This window comes from Stenotrophomonas lacuserhaii, assembly GCF_039674585.1.
GTDB lineage: Bacteria > Pseudomonadota > Gammaproteobacteria > Xanthomonadales > Xanthomonadaceae > Stenotrophomonas > Stenotrophomonas pennii_A.
Window position 1 is genome coordinate 15,928 of the sequence record NZ_JBDJNU010000014.1, and the last position, 24,880, is coordinate 40,807.

At 65.7% G+C, this 24,880-nt stretch carries 29 protein-coding genes and 1 tRNA gene; 7 read left to right on the top strand and 23 right to left on the bottom strand.

Annotation, left to right across the window (positions count from 1 at the left end; all coding sequences use genetic code 11):
• Positions 1-73: 73 nt before the first annotated feature.
• The 3 genes from ABE522_RS07640 (at position 74) to ABE522_RS07650 (ending at position 2,243) form a co-directional block, all read left to right on the top strand.
• Positions 74-982, top strand: a complete 909-nt coding sequence (locus tag ABE522_RS07640) for an AraC family transcriptional regulator (protein WP_346591177.1) — start codon at positions 74-76, stop codon at positions 980-982.
• 542 nt (positions 983-1,524) lie between these two features.
• On the top strand, positions 1,525-1,941 hold the full coding sequence (locus tag ABE522_RS07645) for a hypothetical protein (RefSeq protein WP_346591179.1): 417 nt from the start codon (positions 1,525-1,527) through the stop codon (positions 1,939-1,941).
• Positions 1,938-2,243 (top strand): helix-turn-helix domain-containing transcriptional regulator, encoded by a 306-nt coding sequence (locus ABE522_RS07650; protein WP_346591180.1) that lies wholly within the window; start codon positions 1,938-1,940, stop codon positions 2,241-2,243. Before ABE522_RS07645 ends, ABE522_RS07650 begins: the two co-directional genes overlap by 4 nt.
• 349 nt (positions 2,244-2,592) lie before the next feature.
• Here ABE522_RS07650 and ABE522_RS07655 read toward each other — a convergent pair whose 3' ends face one another.
• On the bottom strand, positions 2,593-3,009 hold the full coding sequence (locus ABE522_RS07655) for a BLUF domain-containing protein (protein ID WP_319274512.1): 417 nt from the start codon (positions 3,007-3,009) through the stop codon (positions 2,593-2,595).
• A 142-nt stretch (positions 3,010-3,151) separates the two neighbouring features.
• Between ABE522_RS07655 and ABE522_RS07660 the strand changes: the two genes are divergently transcribed.
• Positions 3,152-3,556, top strand: coding sequence for a hypothetical protein (locus tag ABE522_RS07660; RefSeq protein ID WP_346591181.1), 405 nt, complete (start codon positions 3,152-3,154; stop codon positions 3,554-3,556).
• A gap of 55 nt (positions 3,557-3,611) precedes the next feature.
• Here the strand turns inward: ABE522_RS07660 and ABE522_RS07665 are convergent, their stop codons facing one another.
• The 7 genes from ABE522_RS07665 to ABE522_RS07695 form a co-directional block, all read right to left on the bottom strand.
• A complete protein-coding gene (locus ABE522_RS07665; RefSeq protein ID WP_346591182.1) occupies positions 3,612-3,989 on the bottom strand; it encodes a putative quinol monooxygenase in 378 nt (125 codons plus the stop codon).
• 49 nt (positions 3,990-4,038) lie between these two features.
• Entirely contained in the window at positions 4,039-4,707 is a 669-nt protein-coding gene (locus ABE522_RS07670) for a carboxymuconolactone decarboxylase family protein (RefSeq protein ID WP_474200915.1), read from the bottom strand.
• Positions 4,708-4,804: 97 nt separating this feature from the next.
• On the bottom strand, positions 4,805-5,296 hold the full coding sequence (locus ABE522_RS07675; protein WP_346591184.1) for a (R)-mandelonitrile lyase: 492 nt from the start codon (positions 5,294-5,296) through the stop codon (positions 4,805-4,807).
• A gap of 1 nt (position 5,297) precedes the next feature.
• Positions 5,298-5,738, bottom strand: coding sequence for a (R)-mandelonitrile lyase (locus ABE522_RS07680; protein ID WP_346591185.1), 441 nt, complete (start codon positions 5,736-5,738; stop codon positions 5,298-5,300).
• Positions 5,739-5,780: 42 nt separating this feature from the next.
• Complete coding sequence (locus ABE522_RS07685) at positions 5,781-6,128, bottom strand: cyclophilin-like fold protein (protein WP_346591186.1); 348 nt, start codon at positions 6,126-6,128, stop codon at positions 5,781-5,783.
• A 137-nt stretch (positions 6,129-6,265) separates the two neighbouring features.
• The gene (locus tag ABE522_RS07690) at positions 6,266-7,474 is read right to left on the bottom strand and encodes an MFS transporter (RefSeq protein WP_346591187.1); all 1,209 of its coding nucleotides are present in this window, start codon (positions 7,472-7,474) and stop codon (positions 6,266-6,268) included.
• Positions 7,471-8,529, bottom strand: a complete 1,059-nt coding sequence (locus ABE522_RS07695; RefSeq protein WP_346591188.1) for an alpha/beta hydrolase — start codon at positions 8,527-8,529, stop codon at positions 7,471-7,473. Before ABE522_RS07695 ends, ABE522_RS07690 begins: the two co-directional genes overlap by 4 nt.
• 109 nt (positions 8,530-8,638) lie before the next feature.
• Here ABE522_RS07695 and ABE522_RS07700 point away from each other — a divergent pair, with 109 nt between their 5' ends.
• Positions 8,639-9,532 (top strand): LysR family transcriptional regulator, encoded by an 894-nt coding sequence (locus tag ABE522_RS07700; RefSeq protein ID WP_346591189.1) that lies wholly within the window; start codon positions 8,639-8,641, stop codon positions 9,530-9,532.
• A gap of 158 nt (positions 9,533-9,690) precedes the next feature.
• Here the strand turns inward: ABE522_RS07700 and ABE522_RS07705 are convergent.
• The 14 genes from ABE522_RS07705 to ABE522_RS07770 all read right to left on the bottom strand — a co-directional run bounded on the left by ABE522_RS07705 (position 9,691) and on the right by ABE522_RS07770 (position 21,146).
• A tRNA-Val gene (locus ABE522_RS07705) sits at positions 9,691-9,765 on the bottom strand.
• A gap of 65 nt (positions 9,766-9,830) precedes the next feature.
• Positions 9,831-10,184, bottom strand: coding sequence for a PilZ domain-containing protein (locus tag ABE522_RS07710; protein WP_042613390.1), 354 nt, complete (start codon positions 10,182-10,184; stop codon positions 9,831-9,833).
• Positions 10,181-11,152, bottom strand: coding sequence for a DNA polymerase III subunit delta' (locus tag ABE522_RS07715; protein WP_346591190.1), 972 nt, complete (start codon positions 11,150-11,152; stop codon positions 10,181-10,183). The genes ABE522_RS07710 and ABE522_RS07715 overlap by 4 nt, the downstream gene beginning before the upstream one ends.
• Entirely contained in the window at positions 11,149-11,814 is a 666-nt protein-coding gene (gene tmk / locus ABE522_RS07720) for a dTMP kinase (protein ID WP_346591191.1), read from the bottom strand. The genes ABE522_RS07715 and tmk overlap by 4 nt, the downstream gene beginning before the upstream one ends.
• Positions 11,811-12,872 carry an endolytic transglycosylase MltG gene (gene mltG, locus ABE522_RS07725; protein WP_346591192.1) on the bottom strand — a complete coding sequence of 354 codons (1,062 nt, stop codon included), beginning with the start codon at positions 12,870-12,872 and terminating at the stop codon, positions 11,811-11,813. The genes tmk and mltG overlap by 4 nt, the downstream gene beginning before the upstream one ends.
• Positions 12,873-13,052: 180 nt before the next feature.
• Positions 13,053-14,417, bottom strand: a complete 1,365-nt coding sequence (locus ABE522_RS07730) for an aminodeoxychorismate synthase component I (RefSeq protein WP_346591193.1) — start codon at positions 14,415-14,417, stop codon at positions 13,053-13,055.
• 212 nt (positions 14,418-14,629) lie between these two features.
• Positions 14,630-15,892 carry a beta-ketoacyl-ACP synthase II gene (gene fabF / locus ABE522_RS07735; RefSeq protein ID WP_346591194.1) on the bottom strand — a complete coding sequence of 421 codons (1,263 nt, stop codon included), beginning with the start codon at positions 15,890-15,892 and terminating at the stop codon, positions 14,630-14,632.
• Between the two features lie 165 nt (positions 15,893-16,057).
• Entirely contained in the window at positions 16,058-16,297 is a 240-nt protein-coding gene (gene acpP, locus ABE522_RS07740; protein WP_057506950.1) for an acyl carrier protein, read from the bottom strand.
• A 150-nt stretch (positions 16,298-16,447) separates the two neighbouring features.
• On the bottom strand, positions 16,448-17,191 hold the full coding sequence (gene fabG / locus ABE522_RS07745) for a 3-oxoacyl-ACP reductase FabG (RefSeq protein WP_346591195.1): 744 nt from the start codon (positions 17,189-17,191) through the stop codon (positions 16,448-16,450).
• Between the two features lie 81 nt (positions 17,192-17,272).
• Positions 17,273-18,217, bottom strand: coding sequence for an ACP S-malonyltransferase (gene fabD / locus ABE522_RS07750; RefSeq protein ID WP_346591196.1), 945 nt, complete (start codon positions 18,215-18,217; stop codon positions 17,273-17,275).
• A 166-nt stretch (positions 18,218-18,383) separates the two neighbouring features.
• Entirely contained in the window at positions 18,384-19,166 is a 783-nt protein-coding gene (locus ABE522_RS07755; protein WP_346591197.1) for a BUD32 family EKC/KEOPS complex subunit, read from the bottom strand.
• Between the two features lie 72 nt (positions 19,167-19,238).
• Positions 19,239-20,216: a beta-ketoacyl-ACP synthase III gene (locus tag ABE522_RS07760; protein ID WP_346591198.1), complete on the bottom strand. Its 978-nt coding sequence runs from the start codon at positions 20,214-20,216 to the stop codon at positions 19,239-19,241.
• Positions 20,217-20,305: 89 nt separating this feature from the next.
• Positions 20,306-20,500 (bottom strand): 50S ribosomal protein L32, encoded by a 195-nt coding sequence (gene rpmF / locus ABE522_RS07765; protein ID WP_042613380.1) that lies wholly within the window; start codon positions 20,498-20,500, stop codon positions 20,306-20,308.
• A gap of 136 nt (positions 20,501-20,636) precedes the next feature.
• The gene (locus ABE522_RS07770) at positions 20,637-21,146 is read right to left on the bottom strand and encodes a YceD family protein (protein ID WP_042613379.1); all 510 of its coding nucleotides are present in this window, start codon (positions 21,144-21,146) and stop codon (positions 20,637-20,639) included.
• A 114-nt stretch (positions 21,147-21,260) separates the two neighbouring features.
• Here ABE522_RS07770 and ABE522_RS07775 point away from each other — a divergent pair, with 114 nt between their 5' ends.
• Complete coding sequence (locus ABE522_RS07775; RefSeq protein WP_346591199.1) at positions 21,261-21,833, top strand: Maf family protein; 573 nt, start codon at positions 21,261-21,263, stop codon at positions 21,831-21,833.
• Positions 21,834-22,016: 183 nt separating this feature from the next.
• Here the strand turns inward: ABE522_RS07775 and ABE522_RS07780 are convergent, their stop codons facing one another.
• Positions 22,017-23,858: an ArnT family glycosyltransferase gene (locus ABE522_RS07780; protein WP_346591200.1), complete on the bottom strand. Its 1,842-nt coding sequence runs from the start codon at positions 23,856-23,858 to the stop codon at positions 22,017-22,019.
• A gap of 40 nt (positions 23,859-23,898) precedes the next feature.
• Here ABE522_RS07780 and ABE522_RS07785 point away from each other — a divergent pair, with 40 nt between their 5' ends.
• Positions 23,899-24,852, top strand: a complete 954-nt coding sequence (locus tag ABE522_RS07785) for an AAA family ATPase (protein ID WP_346591201.1) — start codon at positions 23,899-23,901, stop codon at positions 24,850-24,852.
• Positions 24,853-24,880 lie beyond the last annotated feature (28 nt).

Sequence of the window (24,880 nt, forward strand, 5' to 3'; positions counted from 1 at the left end):
ACGTCCATGGTCGGCCCCGCCGGCGGGACGCGCTACACTCCAGCGTCCACATTTCCTCTCTGATCGTCCTGCCATGTCCGATCCCCTGTCCGAGGTTGTCGCCCTGCTGCAGCCTGCTGCGCGGTTCTCCAAACTGGTGGAGGGGGCGGGTGAATGGTGCGTCCGGCGCGATATCCCGGGCGAGCCGTTCTACGCCGCCGTGTTGGAAGGCGGCTGCCAGCTGATGATCGACGGCGGCGCGCCCATCACGCTGCAGGCCGGCGACTTCGTGCTGATACCGGCCGTGCACGCGCTGGTGACCGCCAGCCTGGATGCGCCGCCGGACCTGCCCGGTACGCTGCCCACGCGCCTCGGCGAGGACCATTTCCGCATCGGCCGCCAGCACGGTCCGGTGGACCTGCGCATGCAGGTCGGCCACTGCCAGTTCGGGTCGCCGGATGCGGCGCTGCTGGTGGCGCTGCTGCCCGCCCTGGTGCACGTGCGCGGGGAAGCACGGCTGACCGCGTTGGTGCAGATGGTGGGCGAAGAAGCGCGCTCGCGGCGGCCGGCGCGCGAAGTGGTGCTGGAACGCCTGCTGGACGTGCTGCTGATCGAGGCGTTGCGCAGCCGCGTGGCGCCTGCCGAAGGCGCGGGTCTGGTGAGGGGATTGGCTGATGAGCGCCTGGCTGCCGTGCTGCGTGCGATGCATGCGCGGCCACAACACGGATGGACCGTGGTGAAACTTGCAGACCAAGCCGCGCTGTCGCGCTCGGCGTTCGCGGCACGGTTCACCAAGGTGGTCGGCGTGGCCCCGATGGAGTACCTGCTGACCTGGCGCATGGCGCTGGCCAAGCGCCTGCTGCGCGCACGCGAACTCAGCCTGGAACAGGTAGCCGAACGCGTGGGCTATTCGGGCGCGGTGACGTTCAGCGTGGCTTTCGCGCGGCAGATGGGAATGTCGCCGACGCGGTATGCGCGTGCCGGGGCAGCAGGCGCGGCCTAGCGAATGGACGGCAGCCGGCAAGCCTTGAAAGAGCGGCGGACGTGCAGAATCAACATAACCCCTTTGAAGCACGGGCATAGCGAGAGCCGAAAGAACGTGGGTCCGCTTCCGTTGGAACCTGACGGCACGCTGCTGGACAACGCGCCGGTAGCGCCGCCCTGACACGCGATGGTTCGCGGGCCCGCGTGCGCTGCTGATGACGCCTACGCCCTGCGCTTGGTGACGGAGTCCTCCCAAGCCGGGCAGCTTTTGAAGATCGGCCCATGTACTCGCGCCCCTGCGGCTGTTGGTATGTAGGTGCTGGCGACGTAGAAGCGTCAGTCGGGATTGGCATCCTGTTCGGCAAGTTCAACTTTGGCTCTGTTTTGCCCTCTGGGCACGGCGGAGAATGCACTGCATCGCGTGCCGGTTTCATGGTGGGCGATGTGAGGGGATCCCTGATCCGCCGGCCATTTTTTGAACTTGCCCCGGTATGCCAACCCGCATCGCCCGCCACCTCGCGCGTCCGCGCAGGTGGCCATACGCCTTGGGAAGGATGACCGATGGAATCGCAGAATCCGCTTAGTGCCAAACGCCTGCACGCCCTGATCGGCGACAAGATCCACGAGTTTCCGCCGTACTTCATAGAGCGCTTGGAAAGGAAGCTGGAGGAGTTCGAAGCCTCCCGCGAAAGTTCGTCAGGCGTGGTGCATCTGCACCTGGTGCCCGACGTATCCGACGACGCACCGATGCTCGGCGTCGACAGCTACGCCGACCTCAAACGCCACAGCAAAGTGGCCGTGCCCATCGCCACGCTGCAGGGCATCGGCGCGATCCTTGAGATCCTGCATTCGGTGCAGGTCGGCAGGCAGGACGGCGGTACGCATGCCGTGCTGAGCGACCACCTGGTGGAAGGCCTGATCACCTCCGGCCGCGCCTTGGTGAAGTCATCCATCGAATCCATGTGGAGTGCGACATGAGTGATATCGAGTTCAAGATCCTGCCGATCAACAGCGCTGCCGCACGCGCCGCCGAGCGCGCCGAGTATCTGGACGTCCGGATGCGGATGGAGGGCTGCGACGAATCCAGCATCGGGCGCGCCCTGCTGTTGGTTGCAGAACTGGACGGCATGTCGCGCATTGCGCAGGCGTGCGGCCTGAGCGTGGAAACCCTGCGCCGCCAGTTGAACGGCACCCGCCCGCTGTACCTGGAAACCGTGCTGGGCGTGATGCGCGCGATGAAGCTGCAGCTCCGGGTGGAAGATCGCGTTCCCGCTGATTGATCTCAGTGGAAGTGAGGTGCACCGGCTGGCTGACGACCGCCCCCGGTGGATGAAGACCGTCCTTGGTGGGTGACGACCGTCCTTGGTGGGTGACGACCGTTGGTCGTCACGCCCCTGCCCGGCCGATCTACCGGCAACACGCCTCGGGGTAAAGCTCACCGAGGCGATGCGCTTTCGCTGATCATCCCGGGGTCTGAATCCCCCTCTTTTAGTCATACCCATTCAGTTGCCAAAAGGCGGCGGCGTCCTCGCCTGTGACCCATGCGTAGCTCCAGGACTCCCTGCCTCCCGGAGCATTCGTCTGCGCAATGCCGATGGCTGGGCGCCGCACGGACAGCGCTTCGCGGTTTCAGGCGTGGCTGAAACGGCCGTTCACTACGTCCAGCAGATGGTCCACCGCGCCGGGCCGGCGGTTGCCCTGCACGAACCCGGACCAGTCTGCGCGGGCGATGGAGCCCAGCACGATGCTGTCCACTTCGAACTTCTTCAGCGGCCAATGGCGAAACAGGCGCTTGCCGGTCACGCCCTTGGCGATCTCGGCAATGCCGGTGTGCAGGCCAGCCTGGCGCACGCGCCCGTAAGCCTGTGCCACGCCCTCGCCGGGGCCTTCCAGATACTGAAGAAACCTGCCGCCATCGAAGAGCAGCACGCCACTCACATCAGCGGCACGGTTGAACGCCTCGGCATCGGAAACCAGCGCCTGAAGGTCCTGCGGGTCGATGCGCTTGCTGACCCGGCTTGTGTACACCACAGCTTCCAAGGACATGAAACCTCCTTGCGCTTCTGCGCGAACTAAGCAAGGAGAAACCTTATCAGCTGAATTCGTTCATAGTTTTGACGGAAGCTGAATAGGGGGCGCGCAGGCGTCGGATAGGTGCAGAATCAAGCTTTCCCACCGGGCTGGGCGCATGAAGATGCCACGATTACCTGCCACCCAGATGGAGCCGGCTTCGGATGGCACGTCGCCTGAGCTTTTCGCTGCTTTGCGCGAGTTGTTGCTTGCCTATCGAAGCGAGCTTTCGGTTATGCACGATGAGGATGGGCATTTCTACGCCAACTGTAGAAAGCTTGATACGAAGGGCAAGGCTCAGTTCTTCGGGGCGATTAAGGTATCGGGTCGCAAGCGTTCGTTTCACTTCATGCCGGTGTATGACTTTCCCGAACTGCTTTGCGACCTCAGTCCAGCCTTGAAAAAGCAAATGCAGGGAAAGTCGTGCTTCAGTTTCACTTCTTCGGATCCGGCTGTGCTGGAAGAACTGCAGCACCTTGTCCAACAGGGCGCTTCCCGCTACAAAGCAGTCGGTAAGCTTTGAGGCCGCCGTGCCCATGGTCAATGCTTCGGTCGCGTCCGCGCAGCGGGGTTCACTGCTACTTGATCTTCAGCGCCGGCAGAAGAGGATCAACATCAACCAGCTCCAGAGACTTGACCATGTGCAGCGTCCCGTTCTTGTACTTGAGGAAATGGGGACTCTTCACGTGCTGTTCGTATGCCTGCCGGCTCGCATATATTTCAAGAATCGTCAGTCTGGTCGGGTCCTTCTTGTCGAAGACGGCGTACAACGAAAGCACGCCTGGCTCGAGCTCCATCGAGGCGCGAACCTCTTCAGCCAGGGCGTCTCGATAGGCGGGCAAATGGTCCGCGTTTACGGTGATCTTTGACAGCCTTGTCATCTGCAACTCCTCAGCTCCAACACTGAAGGAGCATCCAGCCATGCCGATCAAGGTTCCAATGAGTATCTTTTTCAATCAAGCCTCCGATGTGCGCGCGCCAGTCGGCGCAGAGTTTTCCGGAGCATCATTCCTGCCGATCCTCGAGCTGGCGCTGAATACTAACGCGGACACGTTCGGCAGCCTCCACGCTGAAGCGCGCTTCGAGAACATCGGCCAGGCTGGACAGCTGCTCAGGGCGCACGCCTATGTTCATGCTGATTCCTATGTGAGACTGCAACTGGGGTTCCACCCCGGACATGGCAGCCAGCATGCTGACCGTGGCCAGCTCGCGGCTCTGCCAATCCAGGTTGTCGCGCTCGAAGATGTCGCCAAAGAGATGCGTACGCAGATACTCATTTGCCTGCGGTGCGAAATCGAACAATGGCCCTGAGACCGGACCACCAGCCAGCCTGGTCTGGTTCGCGGTGCCTGCAGCGAGCAACGCGTCGCCCTTGGGAATCGGCTTGCCGGGCTCGTGCCCGGCTTCATCCTGGATGCCCCTCTGCCTGCGCGCCTCCGCCACCTTCATCAGTTCGCTCAATGCGTTCAGGCTCCGCGGAAAGCCCGCATAGGCGTAAACCTGCACGAGGATCTCTCGTGCTTCGGCCAGACTCAGTCCCGCGTCCAAACCTTGATTCAGCGCGCCCCGAAGGATATCCATGTTGCCAGCCGCTGCTGAGGCGCTGATCGGGATAATGGCTTGCTGGCGGGTGTCCAGTTCGGTGGTAGAACCCCCGTTTGATTTGACGTTCATAGCTGCTCCTTCGTATGCGAAAGCCATCTGTCCCGGACCGGAGGCAAGCATCGCCGCACCCATCAGGCAGGCGAAACGACTGGACCGCCGTTTCCAATCAATCGCCTTGGTACTGGGCATCGGTCACCTTCTCCAACCAGTTCACGTTCTGACCCTCGCGCACGCCGGTTACGGCAAGGTGCGTCATAGCGGTACCGGGGGCAGCTCCATGCCAGTGCTTCACCCTTGGCGGGCACCACACTACATCCCCGGGACGAACGACCTGAACGGACTTACCCCACTCCTGCACGCGCCCAACGCCAGAGGTGACCACCAGACGCTGGCCCGCGGGGTGGGTGTGCCACGCTGATCGTGCACCCGGCTCAAACGTCACCAGCCCGCCGGAGGCGGTGATACCAGCGTCCGCGGGCCAGAGCGGGTCGATGCGAACTCTGCCGGTGAAGTACTCCGCAGGACCATTCATCGAAGCCTGATTCCCGGCAGCGGTGATCTGCTGTTCGGGCGCCGCAGCGTGGGCCTCGTGGGGAAGACCAAGCAGCGCCCAGACAGAGAGGGCCAAGAGCCCGCGAAACGCGGATCGAACCAACATGTCAGGCGCCTCCCTCGGAGCGTGCCGGTGCGACAGCTGCGGGAGGTCCGGCCAGGTACTGCGCTTCGCTCACATGCTCCAGCCAGTCAACGTTCCTGCCATCCAAGGCCTCTTGGACTGCGATATGCGTCATGGCGGTGGTGGGCGATGCACCGTGCCAGTGTTTGTGACCCGGCCGGCACCAGATCACGTCACCCGCGCGGATCTCCACGATCGGGCCGCCTTCGCACTGTGTCCAACCGAAGCCGGCAGTAACGATAAGCGTCTGCCCCAACGGATGGGTGTGCCACGCAGTGCGCGCACCCGGCTCGAAGGTGACCGCGGCGCAGGATACCCTCGATGGCGCAGGGGCAGCATTGAGTGGGTCGATGCGGACGGTGCCGGTAAACCATTCCGCCGCCCCCTTGATGGATGCTTGCGTACCAACGCGTTTGATTTCCATGTGGCTCACCTCGTTGTGGTGTCAAGGGTATGCAGCCAATCGCTAGTCGGACTCGATGCGCGCCGCAACGGGGCCTTCCGTGCGAAGGGGCTGCAGTCCTCCTTCGATGCGACCCAGTCGGATCAGACCCTTCGAGTATCCAAAGGGCTTGTGGAAAATGGCCAGGTTTCCCCACGGCGCATAGAAGGCGATATCGCCTGCCATCGGTGTGATTCCCTCCGGCTCGCCCACCACGCTGAGACGGCGGGGAAGCTGCGCGATCTTTTCAGTCGCGGCGTGGTCCTCAAGCTGCAGCGTCAAGGGCAACTGGGCCGCGAACTCGCGTCCGGGGATACTGTCTTCCAAGGTGGCCGACAGCGTCTGATCATTGATGATCAGTCGAATCTTCATGGAATGGATCTCCGGATTGGGCCGTACTTTCATGGGCGCGATGGGGGGATGTTTGTGCTCGGCAGAGCATGCCGACACCGCTCCGAGTGCAAGAGAAAGGCACAGCAGCGGCGCTGCGGTCGACGACAGGCGCCCCATCAGCCCCGGGCCTCTGCGGCGACCGCCGGCCCGGACGGGGCCGCGGCGGCGGCCGCCGTGACATAGGCGAGCAGCGCGGCAATCAGCAGCAGGCCTGCACTGGCCAGGAACGTACTGGCAAAGCCGACGCTGTCTAACAGCAGTCCGCCGACGGTAGATCCCAGCGCGATGGAGCACTGCACCACCGCCACCATCAGCCCCCCGCCGGCTTCTGCGTTGTCAGTGAACGTGCGGGCCAGCCAGCTCCACCAGCCCACTGGCGCTGCCGTTGCCAGCAGGCCCCATGCCGAGAGAAGCGCGGCGGTCGGCCAAAGCTGGGGCCCCAATGCAACCAAGGCCACAGCAATGAGCGCCATCAAGGCTGGAATGATCACAAGCGTTCGGTAAAGCCCACGCCTGATGAACGCGCCAATGACGAGCGTGCCCACGAAGCCGCTTACGCCGATGGCCAGCAGCACCAGTGGTACAGCAGACGTTCCCGCACTGGTCACCCGCTCCAGGAACGGCCGCACGTAGGTGAACAATGCAAATTGCCCCATGAAGAAGGCACCGCAGGCAAGCATGCCAATTGCCACCAAACGCCGCCGGAACAGCGCGACCAGGCCGCCTTGTGACTGCCCGCTCTCCGCGGGCATGGAGGGCAGACAAATCCACTGCCATGCGAGGGCTATGGCAGCCACCGGCAAAAGGCACAGGAAAGCACCGCGCCAGCCGATCATGCCGCCCAGGTAGCTGCCTAAAGGCGCCGCAACTACCGTTGCAAGCGCGTTGCCGCTGTTGAATATCGCCAAGGCGCGCGGGACTTTTGCAGCAGGCACCAGCCGCATGGCCGTTGCGGCAGACAGTGACCAGAACCCACCGATCACCACGCCAATCAGCGCGCGCCCTGTCATGTAGACCGGATAGTTGGGAGCCAGGGCCACCACCACACCCGACACCGCCATCAACGCGGTGAGGATCAGCAGCGACGTTCGTCGGTTCATGTTGCCCGCCAACCGGGAGATTGACAGGCTGGTCAGCACCGCAAAGGCACCTGATATGGCAATGCCGTACCCGGCAAGACCTTCGGTCACGCCCAGATCTTCCGCCAGGGGAGTAAGCAGGCTCACCGGCATGAATTCAGACGCGATCAACGCGAAGACGCACAACGTCATCGCGAGCACGCCGCCCCAATTGGCGCGACCTGCAGTGGCGTCGTTGCGGCTCATTTCGAGGCAAGACCGCGCTGGAAAAACGTCGTCAGTTTTTCCAGGGGAATCAGGTTGGTACGGTCATACAGGTCCACGTGCCCCGCACCTTTCACCCAGTAGAGCTCCTTCGGCTGGCCCGCCCTTTGGTATGCGTCTTCGCTGAACTCGCGGGAATGCGCGGCGTCGCCGGAGACGAACAGCATCGGCCGGGGCGAGATGGTCTGGATGTCATTGAAGGGATAGAAGTTCATGAATTTGACCAGGCTGCTGAAGAGCGGCTGGGTCGTCAGCTCTGCCGTATCGCCCTTGGGCGTGTAGGCGCCGCGCGGGGTACGGTAGAAGTCGAAGAACTCGCGTTGGATGGCAGGGGTGTCAGCATCGAGTTTGTTCACTGTGCCCGGCACGTACACAGCCGCCCCGCCCTTGAACTCGGCCAGGCGCTGGTCGGTTGCGGACTGGATCACCGCCTTGCGCTGCTCCAGCGATTGCCCGTTGTTCAGCCCCTGCCGTGCCGCCGCTCCCATGTCGTACATGCTCACCGTGGCAATGGCCTTGATGCGCGGGTCGATCTTGGCCGCGCTGATCACAAAGCTGCCGCTACCGCAGATACCCAGGCCGCCAATCCGATCCGGGTTCACGAAGGACTGCGTGCTCAGGAAGTCCACGGCCGCACTGATGTCGTCCGAATAGATTTCCGGAGCAACCAGGTGCCGCGGAGCACCGCCGCTTTCTCCCCAGAAGGAAAGATCGATCGCCAGCGTAACGAAGCCCTGCTCGGCCAGCTTCTGCGCATAGAGTTGCGAGCTCTGTTCCTTCACCGCGCCCATCGGGTGGCCGACCACCACGGCGGGGGCGCGGCTGCCGCGAGGCAGGCCCTGAGGGCGGTACATCGTGCCTACCACTTCCATCTGGTACTGGTTGCGGAAACTGACGCGCTCACCCGTGACCGTGGGGCTACGGTAGAAGTTGTCCGCCCCGGCGGGACGGGTTGGCACCGGCGCGACAGCGGCCAACGCGGAAAGCGGGAGGAGGTGGCTGGCAAGCAGCGCCAGCAGCAACGTGGTGGGTTTCATGCGCGTGCGGCCTCGGTGGGGACTCAGGTCGCCAAGATAGGCCCCGGCCGCTACTGCGATAAGCCGGCTGAAAGTTGATGCATTGATGAGTTGAGCTCACAATTGCCTCATGAGCACCGTGAAGACCAATGACCTCCAAGCCTTTTTGGTGGTGGCACAGGAGCAGAGCTTCACCAAAGCGGCGGTTCGCCTCGGGGTGACGCCCTCCGCGCTCAGCCATTCGATGCGGTTGCTGGAAGAGCGCCTGGGCATCCGCCTGCTGGCGCGGACCACCCGCAACGTCTCCCCTACCGAGGCGGGTGAGCGCCTGATGCGCTCCATCGCACCGCACTTCGAGGCCATCGGTGCCAGCGTGGAGGCACTGGGAGACCTGCGGGACCGTCCGGCTGGAACCCTGCGGATCTCCTGCACGGACGATTCCATGGAGACCATCATCCGCCCGCGGCTTGCCGGATTCCTGGCCGAGTACCCGGATATAACGCTTGAGTTCTACGTGGATTACGGCTTTACCAATGTGGTGGAGCAGCGCTTCGACGCCGGCATCCGGCTAGGCGAGGCGCTCAGCAAGGACATGATCGCGGTCAGGGTTGGCCCCGATTGGCGCTTGGTCGTGGTGGGATCGCCCGATTACTTCGAGAAGCATCCCAAGCCCAGGAAGCCGGCCGACATCACCCGACACCGCTGCGTGCACATCCGGCATCGCCCAAACGGCGCCATTTATGCCTGGGAGTTCGAAGAAAAGGGCAAGGAATTCACCGTACGTGGCGACGGACCGTTGGTCTACAACAGCATGACCCACGTAATCAATGCCGCATTGGATGGACTGGGCTTGGCCTATGCGCCGGAACCGATGGTAGCCGAGCACATTGCACAGGGCAGGTTGGTGGCTGTGCTGGACAAGTGGTGCGTCCCCTTCCCCGGCTACCACCTTTACTACCCTAACCGCCGGCAGCCGTCGCCCGCGTTCACGGCACTGGTAGCTTGGCTGAAGCTGGATGTGTGATGTGCAGGTCGATGCGGGGTGCAGCCTTGGTACCCTCCTGCGGGCGCGCAACATCGCCAATGACGTCGACGAAAACGATGTCAATCATCAAGCAGAGTCCGGGGATGGCGAACAACGCAAAAAAGCCCCCGTTTCCGGAGGCTTTTTCAACTTGATCATGGTGGGCGGTACAAGGTTCGAACTTGTGACCCTTGCCGTGTGAAGGCAATGCTCTACCGCTGAGCTAACCGCCCGATGCTGCTGAGCCGCTCATTATAGGGGCTTTCCCGAGAGCGTCAATACTTTTCAGATCACTTCTTCACATCGTCTGGGTCGGCTTTTCCGACGTGGTCAGGCCGGCCAGCAGCGTCTCGATCTTGTGCCGTACCGCCTCGCCTTCCTGCCCATCCGCCAGCTGCACGCCGATGCCCGAAGGCCGGTTGCCCTGCGCGCCGGCCGGGGTCACCCAGATCACCTTGCCGGCAACCGGCAGGCGCTCGCTGGAATCGGGCAGGGTCAGCAGCAGGAACACCTCGTCGCCGAGGAAATACCGCTTCGGCGTGGGCACGAACACCCCGCCATTCTTCACGAACGGCATGTAGGCGCCGTAAAGCGCGGCCTTGTCCTTTACGGCAAGGGACAGGATGCCCTGTCGGGCGTTGGTGGCGCTCATCGATTACCCCTTGGGTGCTGCCGTTCGTTGACCTTGTTCCAGGCCAGCAACAGTTCTACCACGGCCAGGTCCGCGCGCACGGTGGTGCGCAGCAGGTCGCGGGTCCGGTTGGCAGCGTCGAACCAGGCTGCCAGCTTGTTCAAACGTTCCGGCGCGGTCAAGCCATCGCTGCTGGCCATCGCCAGCGCCAAGTCGGCGGCAAAGCGCAGCCGCAGCGCGGCGTCTTCGTCGCCGGTCCATTTCTGTGCCAGCGCCACGGCGCCAGTGCGTCCGGCAGCCAGCGATTCCAGGTCCTTGGTGACCTCGCGGCGCAGCTCCAGGCCTTCTTCGCGCAGCCAGGAATCGGCCAGTCCGGGATGGCCGCGCGCGGCGTCCAGCGCCTCGATTGCATCGTCCTCGCGATGGCCCTGCTGCTGCAGCCACGCCAGTGCTTCTTCGCGTGGCGGCAGCCTGAATTCCAGCCGCTGGCAGCGGCTGCGCACGGTCTGCGGCAGGCGCGCCGGGTCGCTGCTCACCAGCCACAGGTAGCGGCCGGGCTGCGGTTCTTCCAGCGTCTTCAGCAGCGCATTGCAGGCCGCGCGGTTGATCGCATCGGCCGGGTCCACGATCACCACCTGGGCGATGCCGTACTGCGGGGTCAGCGAGAGCTTCTGGCCGATCTCGCGCACCTGCTCGATGACGATCTCGGTGCGCAGCTTGTCGCCGCTCTTGTTCGGGATGAAGCTGATGATCTGCAGGTCTGGATGCGTGCCGGCTGCTATCAGCTGGCGCGCGCGGTCGGCCTGCGGGCCACCGCCCTGGGTGAGCACGTGTTCGGCCAGTGCATCGGCCACGGCGCGCTGGCCCAGCCCGGCCGGCCCGCAGATCAGCAGGCCGTGGCCCAGCCGGCCCGCATCCAGCGCGGCAATCATCTGGTCATAGGCGCGCCGCTGCCACGGTGAAAATGCCGCCTTTCCGGTCGCGCTCATGCGCCCTCCCCGTTCTGCAGGAACTGCTCCACGCGGGCCACTACATCAGCCGCTACGCGCTGCTGCAGCTGGCTGGCATCGACCAGCGCGAAGCGCTGCGGGTCCTGCTGCGCACGTTCGCGGAATACCGCGCGCACGCGCTGGAAGAAATCCTCCTGTTCGCTTTCGATGCGGTCCGGCCACAGGTCACGGCCGTTGGCGCGCGCGCGGCCGGTTTCCACGTCCACGTCCAATAGCAGGGTCAGGCCCGGCAGCAGGCCGACCACGCGGCGTTCCAGGTCGGCGATCCACGCGGCGTCCAGCCCGCGCCCGCCGCCCTGGTAGGCATAACTGGAATCGGTGAAGCGATCGGTCAGCACGAAGGCGCCACGGCGCAGTGCCGGCTGGATCATCTGGCGCACGTGCTGGGCGCGTGCGGCGAACACCAGCAGCAGTTCGGCTTCGGCGCCCAGCGGTTCGGCGGCGATCGCTTCATCGGGCTTCAGCACCAGCGCGCGGATGCGTTCGGCCAGCGGCGTGCCCCCCGGTTCGCGGGTCAGCACGACCTCGTGGCCATGCGCGCGCAGGCAGGCATGGATGGCATTGATGGCGGTGGTCTTGCCCGCGCCTTCGCCGCCTTCCAGGCTGATCAGGCGCGGGTGGCGCAGCAGCGCGGCACTCATTGCGCTTGGTTCTCCTTGATGCGGTTCTGGCGCAGCTGCTGCAGGTAACGCGCCACGGCGACGTTGTGCTCTGCATAGCTGGCTGAAAAAACGTGCGCGCCACTGCCATCGCCGACGGCGACGAAGTACAGGGCGTCACCGGGTGCGGGCTGCGCGGCGGCATTCAGCGCATCGCGGCTGGGCATGGCGATGGGCGTGGGGGTAAGCCCGGCGCGGGTGTAGGTGTTGTACGGCGTATCGGTGGTCAGGTGCACGCGGCGGATGTTGCCGTCGTAGGCCGGGCCGATGCCATAGATCACGGTCGGATCGGTCTGCAGGCGCATGCCCATCTTCAGGCGGCGTACGAACACGCCGGCAATCTGCGGGCGCTCGCTGGCCAGCGCGGTCTCTTTTTCGATGATGGACGCCAGCGTCAGCAGCTCGTACGGCGAGTTGATCGGCAGGCCGTCGGCGCGCGAATCCCAGGCGTCGGCGAGGGCCTTTTCCATCGCCTCATGGGCCCGCTTGAGCACGTCCACGTCGGTGTCGCCACGCTGGTAAACGTAGGTTTCCGGCAGGAAGCGGCCTTCGGGATGCTGGCCGCCGAAGCCGAGGCGCTGCATCAGCGCGGCGTCATCCAGTTCGTCGGTGGTGTGTACCAGCGGCTCGGCACGCTTGAGTGCGGCGCGCACCTGGCGGATGTTCCAGCCTTCGATGAGGGTGACGCGGTGCTGCAGCACGCGGCCTTGGCGCATGCGCGTCAGCAGCTCGCGCGGGGTCAGCGTGGCATCCAGCGCGTACTCGCCGACTTTCAGCTTGCCGGCGGCGTCCATCTGGCGGGCAAGCAGCTGCCATTGCGCGTCCTGGCCTTCGTCCACGCCGGCGGCGCGCAGCTTGCCGAGCACCGTGTTGAAGCCATCACCGCTGGCGATGACGATGCTCTCCTGGTCGGGACTCAGCGGGCGGTCGGCGAACTGGCCCTGCTGATGGAAGAACCATGCGCCGGCGCCTACGGCGATTGCACCGAGCAGCACCAGGATGATCACCACCATCAGACATCCGCGCTTGGCTGCCGCCATGGAGTACCTCGAAGAATTATTCAGGTGTGCAGGATACCGCGAACGTGTAGCGCCGAGCCGTGCTCGGCGGGCGCGGAGGTGGGGGAACAGCGTGACGACCAACGGTCGTCACCCACCAGGGCAACAGCAGGAGCAGACGGCCAGCGGCCGTCACTACCGACGGCGGCCGTCACTACCGGGTCAGCCTTGCTGGCCCAGGGCCCGCATCAGGCCGCGGGCTTTGGCGCGGGTTTCGTCCAGTTCCTTGTCCGGGTCCGAATCGACCACGATGCCGGCGCCGGTGCGGAAGCTGACTTCGTTGCCCGCTACTTCGGCAGTGCGGATCAGGATGTTCAGGTCCAGGTCGCCGTCGCGGTTCAGCCAGCCGAAGGCGCCGGTGTAGGCGCCGCGCGGCACCTGCTCCAGTTCGCTGATGATCTGCATGCAGCGCACCTTCGGGCAGCCGGTGATGGTGCCGCCGGGGAACGTCGCGGCGATCACCTGACCGGGGGTGACGTCATCGCGCAGGGTGCCGCTGACATTGCTGACGATGTGGTGCACGTGGGCATAGCTTTCCACGGTCATCAGTTCGTCCACCACCACGCTGCCGGGCGTGCAGATGCGGCCCAGGTCGTTGCGCTCCAGGTCGATCAGCATCACGTGTTCGGCGCGTTCCTTCGGGTGGCCGACCAGTTCCTGGATGCGCGCGGCATCGTCGTCGCCATCGAAGCGCGGCCGGGTGCCGGCAATCGGCCGCGTCTGCGCGTGGCCGCCGTGCACCGACACCAGCCGTTCCGGCGATGAGCTCACCACGTGGCGGCCGTGGCCGGTGAACAGGCCGGCGAACGGTGCCGGGTTGGCGCGACGCAGCTGGGCATACAGGGCCTGCGGGCTCACCGCATCGGCAAAGTGCGCGCACCAGCGGCGCGACAGGTTCACCTGGAACACATCACCGGCCAGCAGGTAATCGATCACCCGCCGCACGCCGTCGGTGAAGCGCGCGGGTGCGTCTTCTTGCACGCGGATCGGCGGCTGCCAGCCCTGCCCTGCGGCCGGTACGCCAGCCGCGAGTTGCGCCTGCAGGGTGGCCAGCAGCGCCTGCTGGCCGGCTTCGGCCACCAGGTAGCTGCGCTGTTCCAGGTGGTCATGCAGCACGGCGGCGGGGCAGCGCAGGGCCAGCGCGGTGGGCTGGCCATCGGCGCGCGCCATCGGCGGCAGCACGGTCTCGATCTGGCTGGCTACTTCGTAGTCCAGCAGCAGCGCCCAGCCGCCCCGGAAGGGCAGCGAGGGGGCGTGCGCGGGTGGCAGGCGCTCGGCCTGCCAGGCGGCGTCCAGCAGGTCCAGGAAGGCGCCTGCGTGGGCCTGGCCGGTATGGTCGCGGACGATGCCATCGGCATCCAGCCGCAGGAACGCCTCGCCGGCCACCAGCAGCAGGTCCCAGCGGCCCTGTGCGGTGCCGGAAGCAGTCGATTCCATCAGCAGCGGGAAGCGCGCCGGGTCGGCCTGCTGCAGGGCGAGCAGGTCGGCGGGGGTGTCCAGGGGCTGGATCAGGATCGGATCGGGCATGTCGGCGCAGCGCCTGGAAGAGGGAATGTAGGGTGGCGGCAGCGGACGGCGGGCAACGGACCGCGGTAGCGCCGAGCCATGCTCGGCGAGCGCAGCGGCAAGCGCGATCGCAACAGCCGCCGAGCATGGCCGGCGCTACCAGGACTACGCGACGGGGTCGGCCCGGGGTGTCGAGCAAGCTCGACACTACGCGGTAGCGGCCGGCAACGGCGTCAGACGCGCTTGAACACCAGCGTGCCGTTGGTGCCGCCGAAGCCGAAGCCGTTGGACATCACCACGTCCACCTTGGCCTGGCGTGCTTCGTTGGGCACGTAGTCCAAATCGCAACCTTCGCCCGGCTGGTGCAGGTTGATGGTCGGCGGAATCACGCCGTCCTGCAGCGCCAGCACGGAGAAGATCGCTTCCACGCCGCCCGCCGCACCCAGCAGGTGGCCGGTCATCGACTTGGTGGAACTGACCAGCATTTTGTAGGCGTGGTCGCCGAAGGCGGTCTTCATCGCCATCGTTTCGCCCAGGTCGCCCAGCGGCGTGGACGTGCCGTGCGCGTTGAGGTAACCGATCTGGTCCGGATTGACCCCGGCGTCCTTCATCGCCGCGACCATGCAGCGCGCAGCGCCTTCGCCGCTCTCTGCCGGTGCGGTCATGTGGTACGCATCGGAACTGGCACCGAAGCCGGCCAGCTCGCAGTAGATCTTCGCGCCGCGCGCCTTGGCGTGCTCGTACTCTTCCAGGATCAGGATGCCGGCACCGTCGCCCAGCACGAAGCCGTCGCGGTCCTTGTCCCACGGGCGCGAGGCAGCGGTGGGGTCATCGTTGCGGGTGGACATCGCCTTCATCGCACAGAAGCCGCCCAGCGCGGTCGGCGAGGAGCCACGTTCGGCGCCACCGGCGACCATCACGTCGGCATCGCCGTACTGGATCATGCGCATCGCCGTACCGATGGAATGGTTCGACGTGGCGCACGCGGACACCGCCGAGAACGACGGACCCTTCAGCCCGGCGATGATGCTCAGCTGGCCCGGCAGCATGTTGATGATGGTCTTGGGCACGTAGAACGGCGAGATCTTCTTCCCTTCGTGGAAGTCGATGGTCTGTTCTTCGATGCCCAGCAGGCCGCCGATGCCGGCGCCGACGATGGCGCCAATGCGCTCGGCATTGCCTTCGTTGATTTCAAGACCCGAATCGGCCAGCGCCATGAAGGACGCGCCCAGGCCGTAGTGGATGAAGGGGTCCATCTTCTTGGCGTCCTTGCCGGACACGCGGTACTTGCCGAACAGTTCGTTGTCGGCGGTGATGTCGAAATCCTTGACCTCACCTGCAATCTTTGTGGTGAAACGGTCCAGGTAGGCGTCGGCAACGTGGGTCAGCGGACCGATGCCCGAACGGCCTTCGGTGATGCCCTGCCAACTGCTGGCCAGGTCATTGCCCAGAGGCGAAACCATGCCCATGCCGGTAACGACGACGCGACGCTTCATTGCTCTCTCCTGACCCGAACGTGGTGCGGGTATGACGCGGGGTGGAACGTTATTGGATCCGCGCCCGTATGCAGCAGCGCAAATACACAGGGCCGCATGCGCGGCCCCATGGAGTGCCGTGCGCGGTTACGGTCAAAGCCGCCGCCGCGCACCAGCCGCCTTGCATCAGGCCTTGGTGTGCGACTTGATGTAGTCGATCGCCGCCTGCACGGTGGTGATCTTCTCGGCTTCTTCGTCCGGGATTTCGCACTCGAACTCTTCTTCCAGCGCCATCACCAGCTCGACGGTGTCCAGCGAGTCTGCGCCCAGGTCATCGACGAACGATGCGCTGGTGGTGACTTCTTCTTCCTTGACGCCAAGCTGTTCGACGACGATTTTCTTGACGCGTTCTTCGATGGTGCTCATGGGGTATTGCTCCAGATGGAGTAGTGGTTCAAAAAGACGCCATCGCAGACGATGGCCGTGGGATAGTGTAGTGGAAACCGGCGGCACCTTGCATGCAAGTAAAACGCCATCCAGATCAACCACTTGCGGCGCGCTCCGTGCGCCCCGTGCTTACGGCATGTACATCCCGCCGTTCACATGGAGTGTCTCTCCGGTGATGTAGTTGGCTGCCGGGCTGGCCAGGAAGGCCACCGCATGGGCGATGTCTTCCGGCGAGCCCAGGCGTTCCAGGGCGATGTTGTTGACCAGCGCAGCACGCGCTTCGTCAGGCAATGCCTTGGTCATGTCGGTGTCGATGAAGCCGGGCGCCACCACGTTCACGGTGACCCCGCGCGAGCCGATTTCCTTGGCCAGCGACTTGGAGAAGCCGATGATGCCGGCCTTGGCGGCGGCGTAGTTGGCCTGGCCGGCGTTGCCGGTCACCCCCACCACCGAGGCGATGTTGATGATGCGGCCCTTGCGCGCCTTCATCATGCCCCGCATGACCGCCTTGCTGGTGCGGAACACGCTGGTCAGGTTGGTGTCGATGATCGACGCCCAGTCCTCGTCCTTCATGCGCATCAGCAGGTTGTCGCGGGTGATGCCGGCGTTGTTGACCAGGATGCTGATCGGGCCGAATTCCTTGGCGATGTCGGCCAGCACGGTATCCAGCGCGGCAACGTCGGTGACGTTCAGCGCGCGGCCGTGGCCGCCCTGCGCGGCCAGCCGCTCGCCGATGGCGGCGGCACCGGAATCGGTGGTGGCGGTGCCGATGACCGTGGCGCCCTGGGCGGCCAGCAGGTCGGCGATGGCGGCACCGATACCGCGGCTTGCGCCGGTGACCAGTGCGATTTCACCCTGCAGGGGCTTGCTCATGATGCTGTCCTCGAATGGTGCGGTCGCCCGCGCGCGGCGCCATGCCGGGGGGCACGACGCAGGCGGGCAACGGGAAGGGGGTCAGGCCGACCATGCCTCGCGGGCGGCTTCGACGTCGCCCGGGGTGGCCAGCGAACGGCCGTCGATGGTCTTGTCGATGCGCTTGACCAGGCCGGTCAGCACCTTGCCCGGGCCGCATTCGGCGATACGGGTGATGCCACGCGCGGCCAGCGCCTGCACGCAGCCGGTCCACTGCACCGGCTGGTACAGCTGCTGCACCAGCGCGGCGGCGATGGCGTCCACGCCTTCGTGCACGGTGGCATCCACGTTCTGCACCACCGGCAGCTGCGGCGCCTGCCAGGACAGGCCGGCCATGGTTTCGGCCAGGCGGTTGGCGGCTTCGCGCATCAGCGGCGTATGCGAGGGAACGCTGACCGCCAGCTTCACCGCCTTGCGCACGCCCTTTTCAGCGAGCAGCGCCAGCGCGCGATCCACCGCAGCGGCGTCGCCCCCGATGACGATCTGGCCAGGCGAGTTGTAGTTGGCGGGCACCAGTACCTGGCTGCCGGCCGCTTCCTTGCACACCTCCAGCACCAGTGCATCTTCAGCGCCGAGCACGGCGGCCATCGCGCCCACGCCCGCCGGCGCGGCGTCCTGCATGAACTGGCCACGCAGGCGCACCAGGTGCGCACCGTCGTGCAGGCTCAGGGCGCCGGCGGCAACCAGCGCGGAGTACTCGCCCAGGCTGTGGCCGGACAGCAGCGACGGCTGCGCGCCGCCCAGTGCCTTCCAGGTACGCCACACGCCGATGCTGGCGGCCAGCAGGGTCGGCTGGGTGTATTCGGTGCGGTTGAGCATTTCCTCCGGGCCGCCCTGGGACAGCGCCCACAGGTCGACGCCGGCGCCATCGGATGCTTCCGTGAAGGCTTCACGCACCTGCGGGTGCAGCTCGGCCAGCTCGGCCAGCATGCCCACGGACTGCGAGCCCTGGCCGGGGAAAACGAAAGCAAGAGTGGAATCAGTCACGCGGTCATCCGCCTGGTTTGAATCGAAGCGGGCCATGATAAAGGCGATTGCCGCCTGCCGTCTGTACGTGCGCGTATGCAGGGAGAGCGGTAGTGACGGCCGCTGGCCGTCAATGCAGTCCGCGCGCGGTGCAGGATTGACGGCCAGCGGCCGTCACTACCCTGCGTCAGGTCAGCAGTTCCAGCAGGTCCAGCTGGCCATCGGCCAACCAGTCCACGCACACCACCAGCACCATCAGTACGCCCAGCGTGGTGGCGCCATGCACGATCAGGATGGCGTGGGCCAGCGCGCGCGCCGAACGCCCCAGGCCCAGGCTGGCCTTGGCGAAGCGCTGCAGCCGCCCGGTCACCGCATGCGCGTGCTCGCGCACCGGGGGCTGCGCGCCATCCATCGCGGCGGCCATCATCGCCTGCAGCTGCTGCGGGCGATCGGCGTAGTACTTCGCCACGCCATAGCCGAACATCAGCCAGTCGCGCGCCTGCGCCTGGTCCAGGTCCATCACCTCCAGCGGGTCTTCTTCGAAATCGATGAAGCCCACGCGCTGCCCGTCCCAGGTCAGGTTGCGCGGCAGCGGCTGGCCGAAATACGCACCGCGCGCATGCGCGGCCGCCATCGCCTGCATGGCGGCGGCCACCAGCACGTCGCGGCCGGCATCGTCGGCCTCGCGTAGGCAGGTATTGAAGGAACTGCCGTTGTCGCCCAGTACCAGCGCGGCATGCCCGCTGCCCAGCACCGAAGGCACGTTCACGCCCTGCGCCTGCAGCTCGCCCAGCCGGCGCGCTTCGGTCTGCCGGGCGGCATCACCCCCGCGGTGCGGCGGCGGGCGCAGTGCATCCAGGTGGAACCGGCGCGCGACGAAATTGAGCAGGCCCAGCGCGACCGCGCGGCTGCCTACGCCGTATTGCTTCAACCAGGCCCGCTGCCCTTCCAGGGTAATCGGTTCAACCATGGGGATCCTCCCTAACGCAGTACGGCCCCGAAGGGCCGTAACGACGTTTTCACGATGTCGTAACTGGCGCTATCAATAGCGCAGCAGTGCCGAACCCCAGGTGAAGCCGCCACCAAAGGCTTCCAGCAGCAGCAGCTGGCCACGTTCCACCCGGCCCGAGCGCACCGCATGGTCCAGCGCCAGTGGCACCGAAGCCGACGAGGTATTGCCGTGCTTGTCCACCGTCACCACCACCTGGTCCATGGACATGTCCAGGCGCTTGGCAGTGGCTTCGATGATGCGCAGGTTCGCCTGGTGCGGGATCAACCAGTCCAGGTCGGCCTTGCTCAGCGCATTGGCTTCCAGGGTCTCGTCGACCACCGAGTCCAGCGCCTTCACTGCGTACTTGAACACGTCGTTGCCCTTCATCAGGATCGCGCCGCGTGCCTGCTCGCCTTCGCCGAAACCGGCCGAGACACCGACCGGATTCCACAGCAGCTCTTTCTTGCTGCCGTCCGAATGCAGGTGGGTACTGAGGATGCCGGTCTCTTCGTCGGCCTTCAGCACGACCGCACCGGCACCGTCACCGAACAGCACGCAGGTGGTGCGGTCGTTCCAGTCGACGATGCGGGTGAGGGTTTCCGCCCCGATGACCAGCACATGCCGTGCATCACCGGAACGAATGAATTTATCGGCCACGCCCAGCGCGAACACGAAGCCGGAACAGGCCGCGTTGACGTCGAAGGCAGGGCAACCGGTCGCACCGAGCTTGGCCTGGATCAGGCACGCGGTGGACGGGAAAATCAGATCGGGCGTGGTGGTACCGACCACGATCATGTCCAGCTGGCTGGCATCGATGCCGGCCGCTTCCAGCGCCTTCACCGCAGCGTGGTAGCCGAGGTCGCTGGTGGTTTCCGTATCAGCGGCAATGTGCCGCTCTTTGATGCCGGTGCGCGAAACAATCCACTCGTCCGACGTCTCGACCATTTTTTCCAGGTCGGCGTTGGTCAGCACTTTTTCCGGCAAATAGCTACCGGTGCCCGCGATCCTCGAGTAGATCCGCTTGCTCATCGACATTCCTGTTGCGCGGGCGGCCGTTGCCGGTGCCCGGAGGGATACGGCAAAGGCCGCTGCCGGCACGGCAGCGGCCTTCACTCACATCAATCTTCTTCGACGGAAGAAGTCTTGGTCTGGATGACCTTCTTGCCGCGGTAGAAACCATCGGCAGTGATGTGGTGACGCAGATGCACTTCGCCCGTGGTCGGGTCGGTCGACAGCTGCTTTGCGCTCAGGGCGTCATGCGCACGGCGCATACCGCGGCGGGACGGGGTGACACGGGATTTCTGCACAGCCATGGGATTGCTCCAAACTCGGTTCGATGTTCTTCGTCGTTTCGTCGCACAGGACGCCAGCGCCCAGCACACTTTTCGCTTTCGCCGCAGCCGCCGACGATACCCGGCTGCATATTCGCTCGGTCAGGCCAGCCCGACCTTACTTTTTCTTCAACGCTGCCAACGCCGCAAACGGGTTGACCTTGTCGGTTTCTTCTTTGGTCGGGGCCCATTCCTGGTCCACCGCCTCGCCATCGGGCGAAAGGGGGACCACCGGGACCGCCAACACAAGTTCGTCTTCGACCAGCTCCAGCGGCACAAGCTGGCCATCTTCGGGCACCAGCAGGGCCTCGAAATCTTCCGGAAGGGACGATTCCTCGTCTTCCTCGCGGATCAGGCCGATCTTCTGCACCAGCTTCACCGGCAGCAGGAATCGCTGCAGGCTGCGCTGACAGATCAGCGGCAGCTCGGTATCGATGGTCAATTCCACATAGGATACCCGCAGGATGTCGTCGTGCGAGAATTCCAGCGCATACGTGCACTGGCCTTCAGCATCGGCAACAAGCCCTTGCAGGCGGGTGAATTGAGCCAGATCGACCTGGCCGTCGAAGCGCCTTCGCGCTGCGACCATCCGCCAAGCATCCAGCGTTTCGGGCACGTTCGCGGACATAAGCCGCTGAATGTTAAGGACCGCCGCGGCCGCTGTCAATTACCTGCAGCTTCAGGCTTGTGGCGGGCGTCAGCCAGGGGCCAGACTGGGTGGCCCAGAACCCTGATTCCACGCATGAATAGCCTGTTACTGGCCTCTACTTCGCCGTACCGCCGCGAGCTGCTGCAACGGCTGCGCCTGCCCTTCGACTGCGCACGCCCGCAGGTGGATGAAAGCTCCCTGCCCGGCGAGGCCCCGGCCGCGCTGGCGGTACGCCTGGCGGCAGCCAAGGCGGCCGAGGTCTCCCGTCGGCACCCGGGCGCCTGGGTGATCGGGTCGGACCAGGTGGCCGATCTGGCGGGCCAGCCGTTGGGTAAACCGGGCACGGTGGAAGCTGCCCGGGTCCAGCTGGCCAGGATGTCCGGGGCCGCCGTGCAGTTCCATACGGCGATCTGTCTCATGCGCGACGGAGAACGTCTGCAGGCAATGGATACCACCACGGTGCGCTTCCGCACGTTGACCGAGGCTGAGATTGCACGCTACGTGGATGCCGAACAGCCGCTGGACTGCGCCGGCAGCTTCAAGTGCGAGGGACTGGGCATCGCCCTGTTCGAGGCCATCGACAACCGCGACCCCACCGCCCTGGTGGGCCTGCCGCTGATCGCGCTGTGCGCGCTGCTGCGCCAGGCGGGATTTGCGGTGCCGTAGTGACGACCTTGGTCGTCACCTACGAAGCCGACGGATCGCGGCGGTGTGAGGTCTGCTGTTGTGGGTGACGACCGTTGGTCGTCACGCTCTTCGCCGAGGTCGGGAAAGGCCCCGTGACGACCAACGGTCGTCCCCCACCAGGTCGTCACCCACCAGGTCGTCACCCACCAGACCCAACGGTCGTCAGCGCGCGGGAACCACGAACGGCTGCTCCTGCCACAGCTCCACGCTGCCATCGTGGCCATGCAGGCGCAGGCCCAGCCAGTGCCGCCCCGGCGCCAGCTTGCGGGTGTCGATGTGGGCATCGAAGCCCACGTTGGGGTGCTGCGGATCAGTGGACTGCGGCCATGCCGAACGGATGTCGAAGGCCCGCCCGTACACCGCGTCGGTCACCGGCTGCCCGTCCAGCAGCACCTCCACGCGTGACAGCCCCACGCCGTCCTTGAAGGCCCAGCCCTTCACGTGCAGGTCCGCGGCGACGACATCCCCCGAGGACGGTGCATCCAGCCAGGCCATCGCCGGGGTCACGCACGCCCCCTCGTCGCGCTGCGCCGGCAGGCGGAACAGCAGGAAGCGCTGGAAGCCGTGGTCGTTGCTGACCACCCGCGGCGGCGGCAGCGGACCGACCTGCCCACAGATGGCGCGATAGCGGTCCAGCAGCTCGCGGTAACGCTGGTCGCTGGGCGACAGCACCAGCAGCATCGGGCCGTCACGCGTGCCATCGTGCAGCTGCCCCCACAGGCCCAGCTGCACGCTGCGCCCATGCTTGTCGTTGAGCGGATGCGACAGCACCGCGATATCCGCATCGCCGAGCTGGAAGCCCAGCTCCGCGCCGACCTTGAAGTTGCCGGCCAGCACCTTCGTGCCCTCCGGCATCCGTTGCAGTTCGTCGCGCACGGCATCGGCCAGCGGCTGCCAGCCGGCGAAATTGCGCGGGTAATACTTGTAACCGGCCAACTGCTCGCGCAGCTGCGGCGTGGACGCCATCAGGTAATAGCTGAAGGCCAAGGCCAGCCCCGCGCCCGCCGTCCACCATGCCGTGCGGCGCAGCCAGCGCGGCCAGCCATTGAGCACCACCGGCACCGCCACCAGCAGCGCCAGATAGCCCGGCAGCGGCCAATGGAAACTGATGCGTTCCACGTCGGTGAAGAATCCGAGCACGAAGATCGCCAGCGTCGACACGCCACCGACCAGCCCGAAGTAACGCCATTGCGCGCGTGCGCCGCCCCCGGCCCGCGTGCCGGCCACGGCCACTTTCCACATCGCCACGCACAGCAGCGGGGTGACCAGCATCGGCTGGATCACCAGGAACCACAGCCCGGTCCATTGGAAATCCCACGGATGGCGATCCACCACCTGGAACTTCAGCCCGGCCTCATGGTTGTCCGCATTCCAGGCCAGCAACGGCAGCCATGCCAGCACGCCGACCGCCAGCGCCACCCAGATGCGCGGATCGCGCAGCATCCGCCGCCCCTGCGGCATCAGCAGCAGGGCGATGAAGCCGACCGCGATCACGCCGATGAAACGGTAGTGACTGAGCGCGCCGATCAGCAGGCCCAGGGCCAGCCGCATCGCCGCCGCCGCATCGACCGTGTGCAGCAACCGCGCACCGGCGCCCAGGCACAGCACCGCGGCCAGCGCCATCGGCACGTCCGGCACCGCCAGCATGCCCAGCGTGGCCGACAGCGGCATCAACAGGGTCAGGCTGCCGGCCTGCCAGCCGGCCACGTTGCCGAACCAGCGCGTGGCGATGCGCGAGACCGCCCACGGCAGCCACGCCCCGATGGCCAGGAACGGCAGGCGCAGGGCCAACACATGCTGCCCACCGATCTCCACGCCCAGCCGTGCCAGCCATGCGGTAAGGCCCGGCAGGTCGGAGTAGGCGGCGGCCAGGTGCTGGCCTTCCTGCCAATAGAAGGCTTCGTCGACGAACAACGGAAGGCGTGCGGCCACGACCAGCTTCACCGCCGTGATCAGTGTCCATAGCCACAGAAATATCGTGCGCGCGCGTTGTTCGCCCTGCATTGCTCTATAGAATCGAAGGAAGACCGAGCCAGAGACGACGATGGATTCTTCGCCCCCCGTGCCCCGCATGCTAACCGATGAACTGCGTCAGGCCCTGCTTGACGCGCAACAACAGGTCAACGCCCTGGTGCTGGGCAAGTCCCACGAAGTGCGCCTCGCCTTCGTCGCCCTGCTGTCTGGCGGGCATCTGCTGATCGAAGACCTGCCCGGTTTGGGCAAGACCACCCTCGCCCATGCCTTGGCCTCCAGCCTGGGACTGGGCTTCCAACGGGTGCAGTTCACGTCCGACCTGCTGCCAGCCGACGTGCTCGGTGTGTCGATCCTGGACCCGGGCAGCCGCGAGTTCGCTTTCCATCCCGGGCCGGTGTTCACCCACGTGCTGCTGGCCGATGAAATCAACCGCGCCCCGCCGCGCACGCAGAGTGCGCTGCTGGAAGCGATGGCCGAACAACAGGTCACCCTGGACGGCCAGACCCACGCCCTGCCGGATCCGTTCTTCGTGATCGCCACGCAGAACCCGGTCGACCTGTCGGGCACCTTCCCGCTGCCGGATTCGCAGCTGGACCGCTTCCTGCTGCGGCTGGCGATGGGCTACCCCAACGTAGAGTCCGAACGCGAGCTGCTGCGTGGCGTGGACCGTCGCGACCTGATCGCGCGCGCCACCCCGAAGCTGGACGACCAGCAGGTGCGTGCACTGCGCGAAGCCGTGCTGCAGGTGCATGCCAGCGATGCGCTGATCGATTACGTGCAGGCACTGCTGACCCGCAGCCGCCAGCACGCCGGCGTGCGCGTTGGACTGTCACCGCGTGCCGGGCTGGCGCTGCTGCGTGCAGCGAAGGCGCATGCGCTGCTGCTGGGCCGCGCGCATGTCATTCCCGAAGACGTGCAGACCTTGTTCATCGGCGTGGCCGGGCACCGCCTTGTCGGCGAAGCCGAGTCGTCGGCCGGCGCGGCGTTGGCACGCGCGATCCTGCAGACGGTGCCGGTGGATTGAACGCGCCCGTGCCTACGCGCCGGCAGTG

Excerpts from the sequence above, each read along its gene's own strand:
- ABE522_RS07640 (WP_346591177.1), top strand. The coding sequence starts at position 74 with ATGTCCGATCCCCTGTCCGAGGTTGTCGCCCTGCTGCAGCCTGCTGCG.
- ABE522_RS07645 (WP_346591179.1), top strand. The coding sequence starts at position 1,525 with ATGGAATCGCAGAATCCGCTTAGTGCCAAACGCCTGCACGCCCTGATC.
- ABE522_RS07650 (WP_346591180.1), top strand. The coding sequence starts at position 1,938 with ATGAGTGATATCGAGTTCAAGATCCTGCCGATCAACAGCGCTGCCGCA.
- ABE522_RS07655 (WP_319274512.1), bottom strand. The coding sequence starts at position 3,009 with ATGTCCTTGGAAGCTGTGGTGTACACAAGCCGGGTCAGCAAGCGCATC.
- ABE522_RS07660 (WP_346591181.1), top strand. The coding sequence starts at position 3,152 with ATGAAGATGCCACGATTACCTGCCACCCAGATGGAGCCGGCTTCGGAT.
- ABE522_RS07670 (WP_474200915.1), bottom strand. The coding sequence starts at position 4,707 with ATGAACGTCAAATCAAACGGGGGTTCTACCACCGAACTGGACACCCGC.
- ABE522_RS07675 (WP_346591184.1), bottom strand. The coding sequence starts at position 5,296 with ATGTTGGTTCGATCCGCGTTTCGCGGGCTCTTGGCCCTCTCTGTCTGG.
- ABE522_RS07680 (WP_346591185.1), bottom strand. The coding sequence starts at position 5,738 with ATGGAAATCAAACGCGTTGGTACGCAAGCATCCATCAAGGGGGCGGCG.
- ABE522_RS07685 (WP_346591186.1), bottom strand. The coding sequence starts at position 6,128 with ATGAAGATTCGACTGATCATCAATGATCAGACGCTGTCGGCCACCTTG.
- ABE522_RS07690 (WP_346591187.1), bottom strand. The coding sequence starts at position 7,474 with ATGAGCCGCAACGACGCCACTGCAGGTCGCGCCAATTGGGGCGGCGTG.
- ABE522_RS07695 (WP_346591188.1), bottom strand. The coding sequence starts at position 8,529 with ATGAAACCCACCACGTTGCTGCTGGCGCTGCTTGCCAGCCACCTCCTC.
- ABE522_RS07700 (WP_346591189.1), top strand. The coding sequence starts at position 8,639 with ATGAGCACCGTGAAGACCAATGACCTCCAAGCCTTTTTGGTGGTGGCA.
- ABE522_RS07710 (WP_042613390.1), bottom strand. The coding sequence starts at position 10,184 with ATGAGCGCCACCAACGCCCGACAGGGCATCCTGTCCCTTGCCGTAAAG.
- ABE522_RS07715 (WP_346591190.1), bottom strand. The coding sequence starts at position 11,152 with ATGAGCGCGACCGGAAAGGCGGCATTTTCACCGTGGCAGCGGCGCGCC.
- tmk (WP_346591191.1), bottom strand. The coding sequence starts at position 11,814 with ATGAGTGCCGCGCTGCTGCGCCACCCGCGCCTGATCAGCCTGGAAGGC.
- mltG (WP_346591192.1), bottom strand. The coding sequence starts at position 12,872 with ATGGCGGCAGCCAAGCGCGGATGTCTGATGGTGGTGATCATCCTGGTG.
- ABE522_RS07730 (WP_346591193.1), bottom strand. The coding sequence starts at position 14,417 with ATGCCCGATCCGATCCTGATCCAGCCCCTGGACACCCCCGCCGACCTG.
- fabF (WP_346591194.1), bottom strand. The coding sequence starts at position 15,892 with ATGAAGCGTCGCGTCGTCGTTACCGGCATGGGCATGGTTTCGCCTCTG.
- acpP (WP_057506950.1), bottom strand. The coding sequence starts at position 16,297 with ATGAGCACCATCGAAGAACGCGTCAAGAAAATCGTCGTCGAACAGCTT.
- fabG (WP_346591195.1), bottom strand. The coding sequence starts at position 17,191 with ATGAGCAAGCCCCTGCAGGGTGAAATCGCACTGGTCACCGGCGCAAGC.
- ABE522_RS07755 (WP_346591197.1), bottom strand. The coding sequence starts at position 19,166 with ATGGTTGAACCGATTACCCTGGAAGGGCAGCGGGCCTGGTTGAAGCAA.
- ABE522_RS07760 (WP_346591198.1), bottom strand. The coding sequence starts at position 20,216 with ATGAGCAAGCGGATCTACTCGAGGATCGCGGGCACCGGTAGCTATTTG.
- rpmF (WP_042613380.1), bottom strand. The coding sequence starts at position 20,500 with ATGGCTGTGCAGAAATCCCGTGTCACCCCGTCCCGCCGCGGTATGCGC.
- ABE522_RS07770 (WP_042613379.1), bottom strand. The coding sequence starts at position 21,146 with ATGTCCGCGAACGTGCCCGAAACGCTGGATGCTTGGCGGATGGTCGCA.
- ABE522_RS07775 (WP_346591199.1), top strand. The coding sequence starts at position 21,261 with ATGAATAGCCTGTTACTGGCCTCTACTTCGCCGTACCGCCGCGAGCTG.
- ABE522_RS07780 (WP_346591200.1), bottom strand. The coding sequence starts at position 23,858 with ATGCAGGGCGAACAACGCGCGCGCACGATATTTCTGTGGCTATGGACA.
- ABE522_RS07785 (WP_346591201.1), top strand. The coding sequence starts at position 23,899 with ATGGATTCTTCGCCCCCCGTGCCCCGCATGCTAACCGATGAACTGCGT.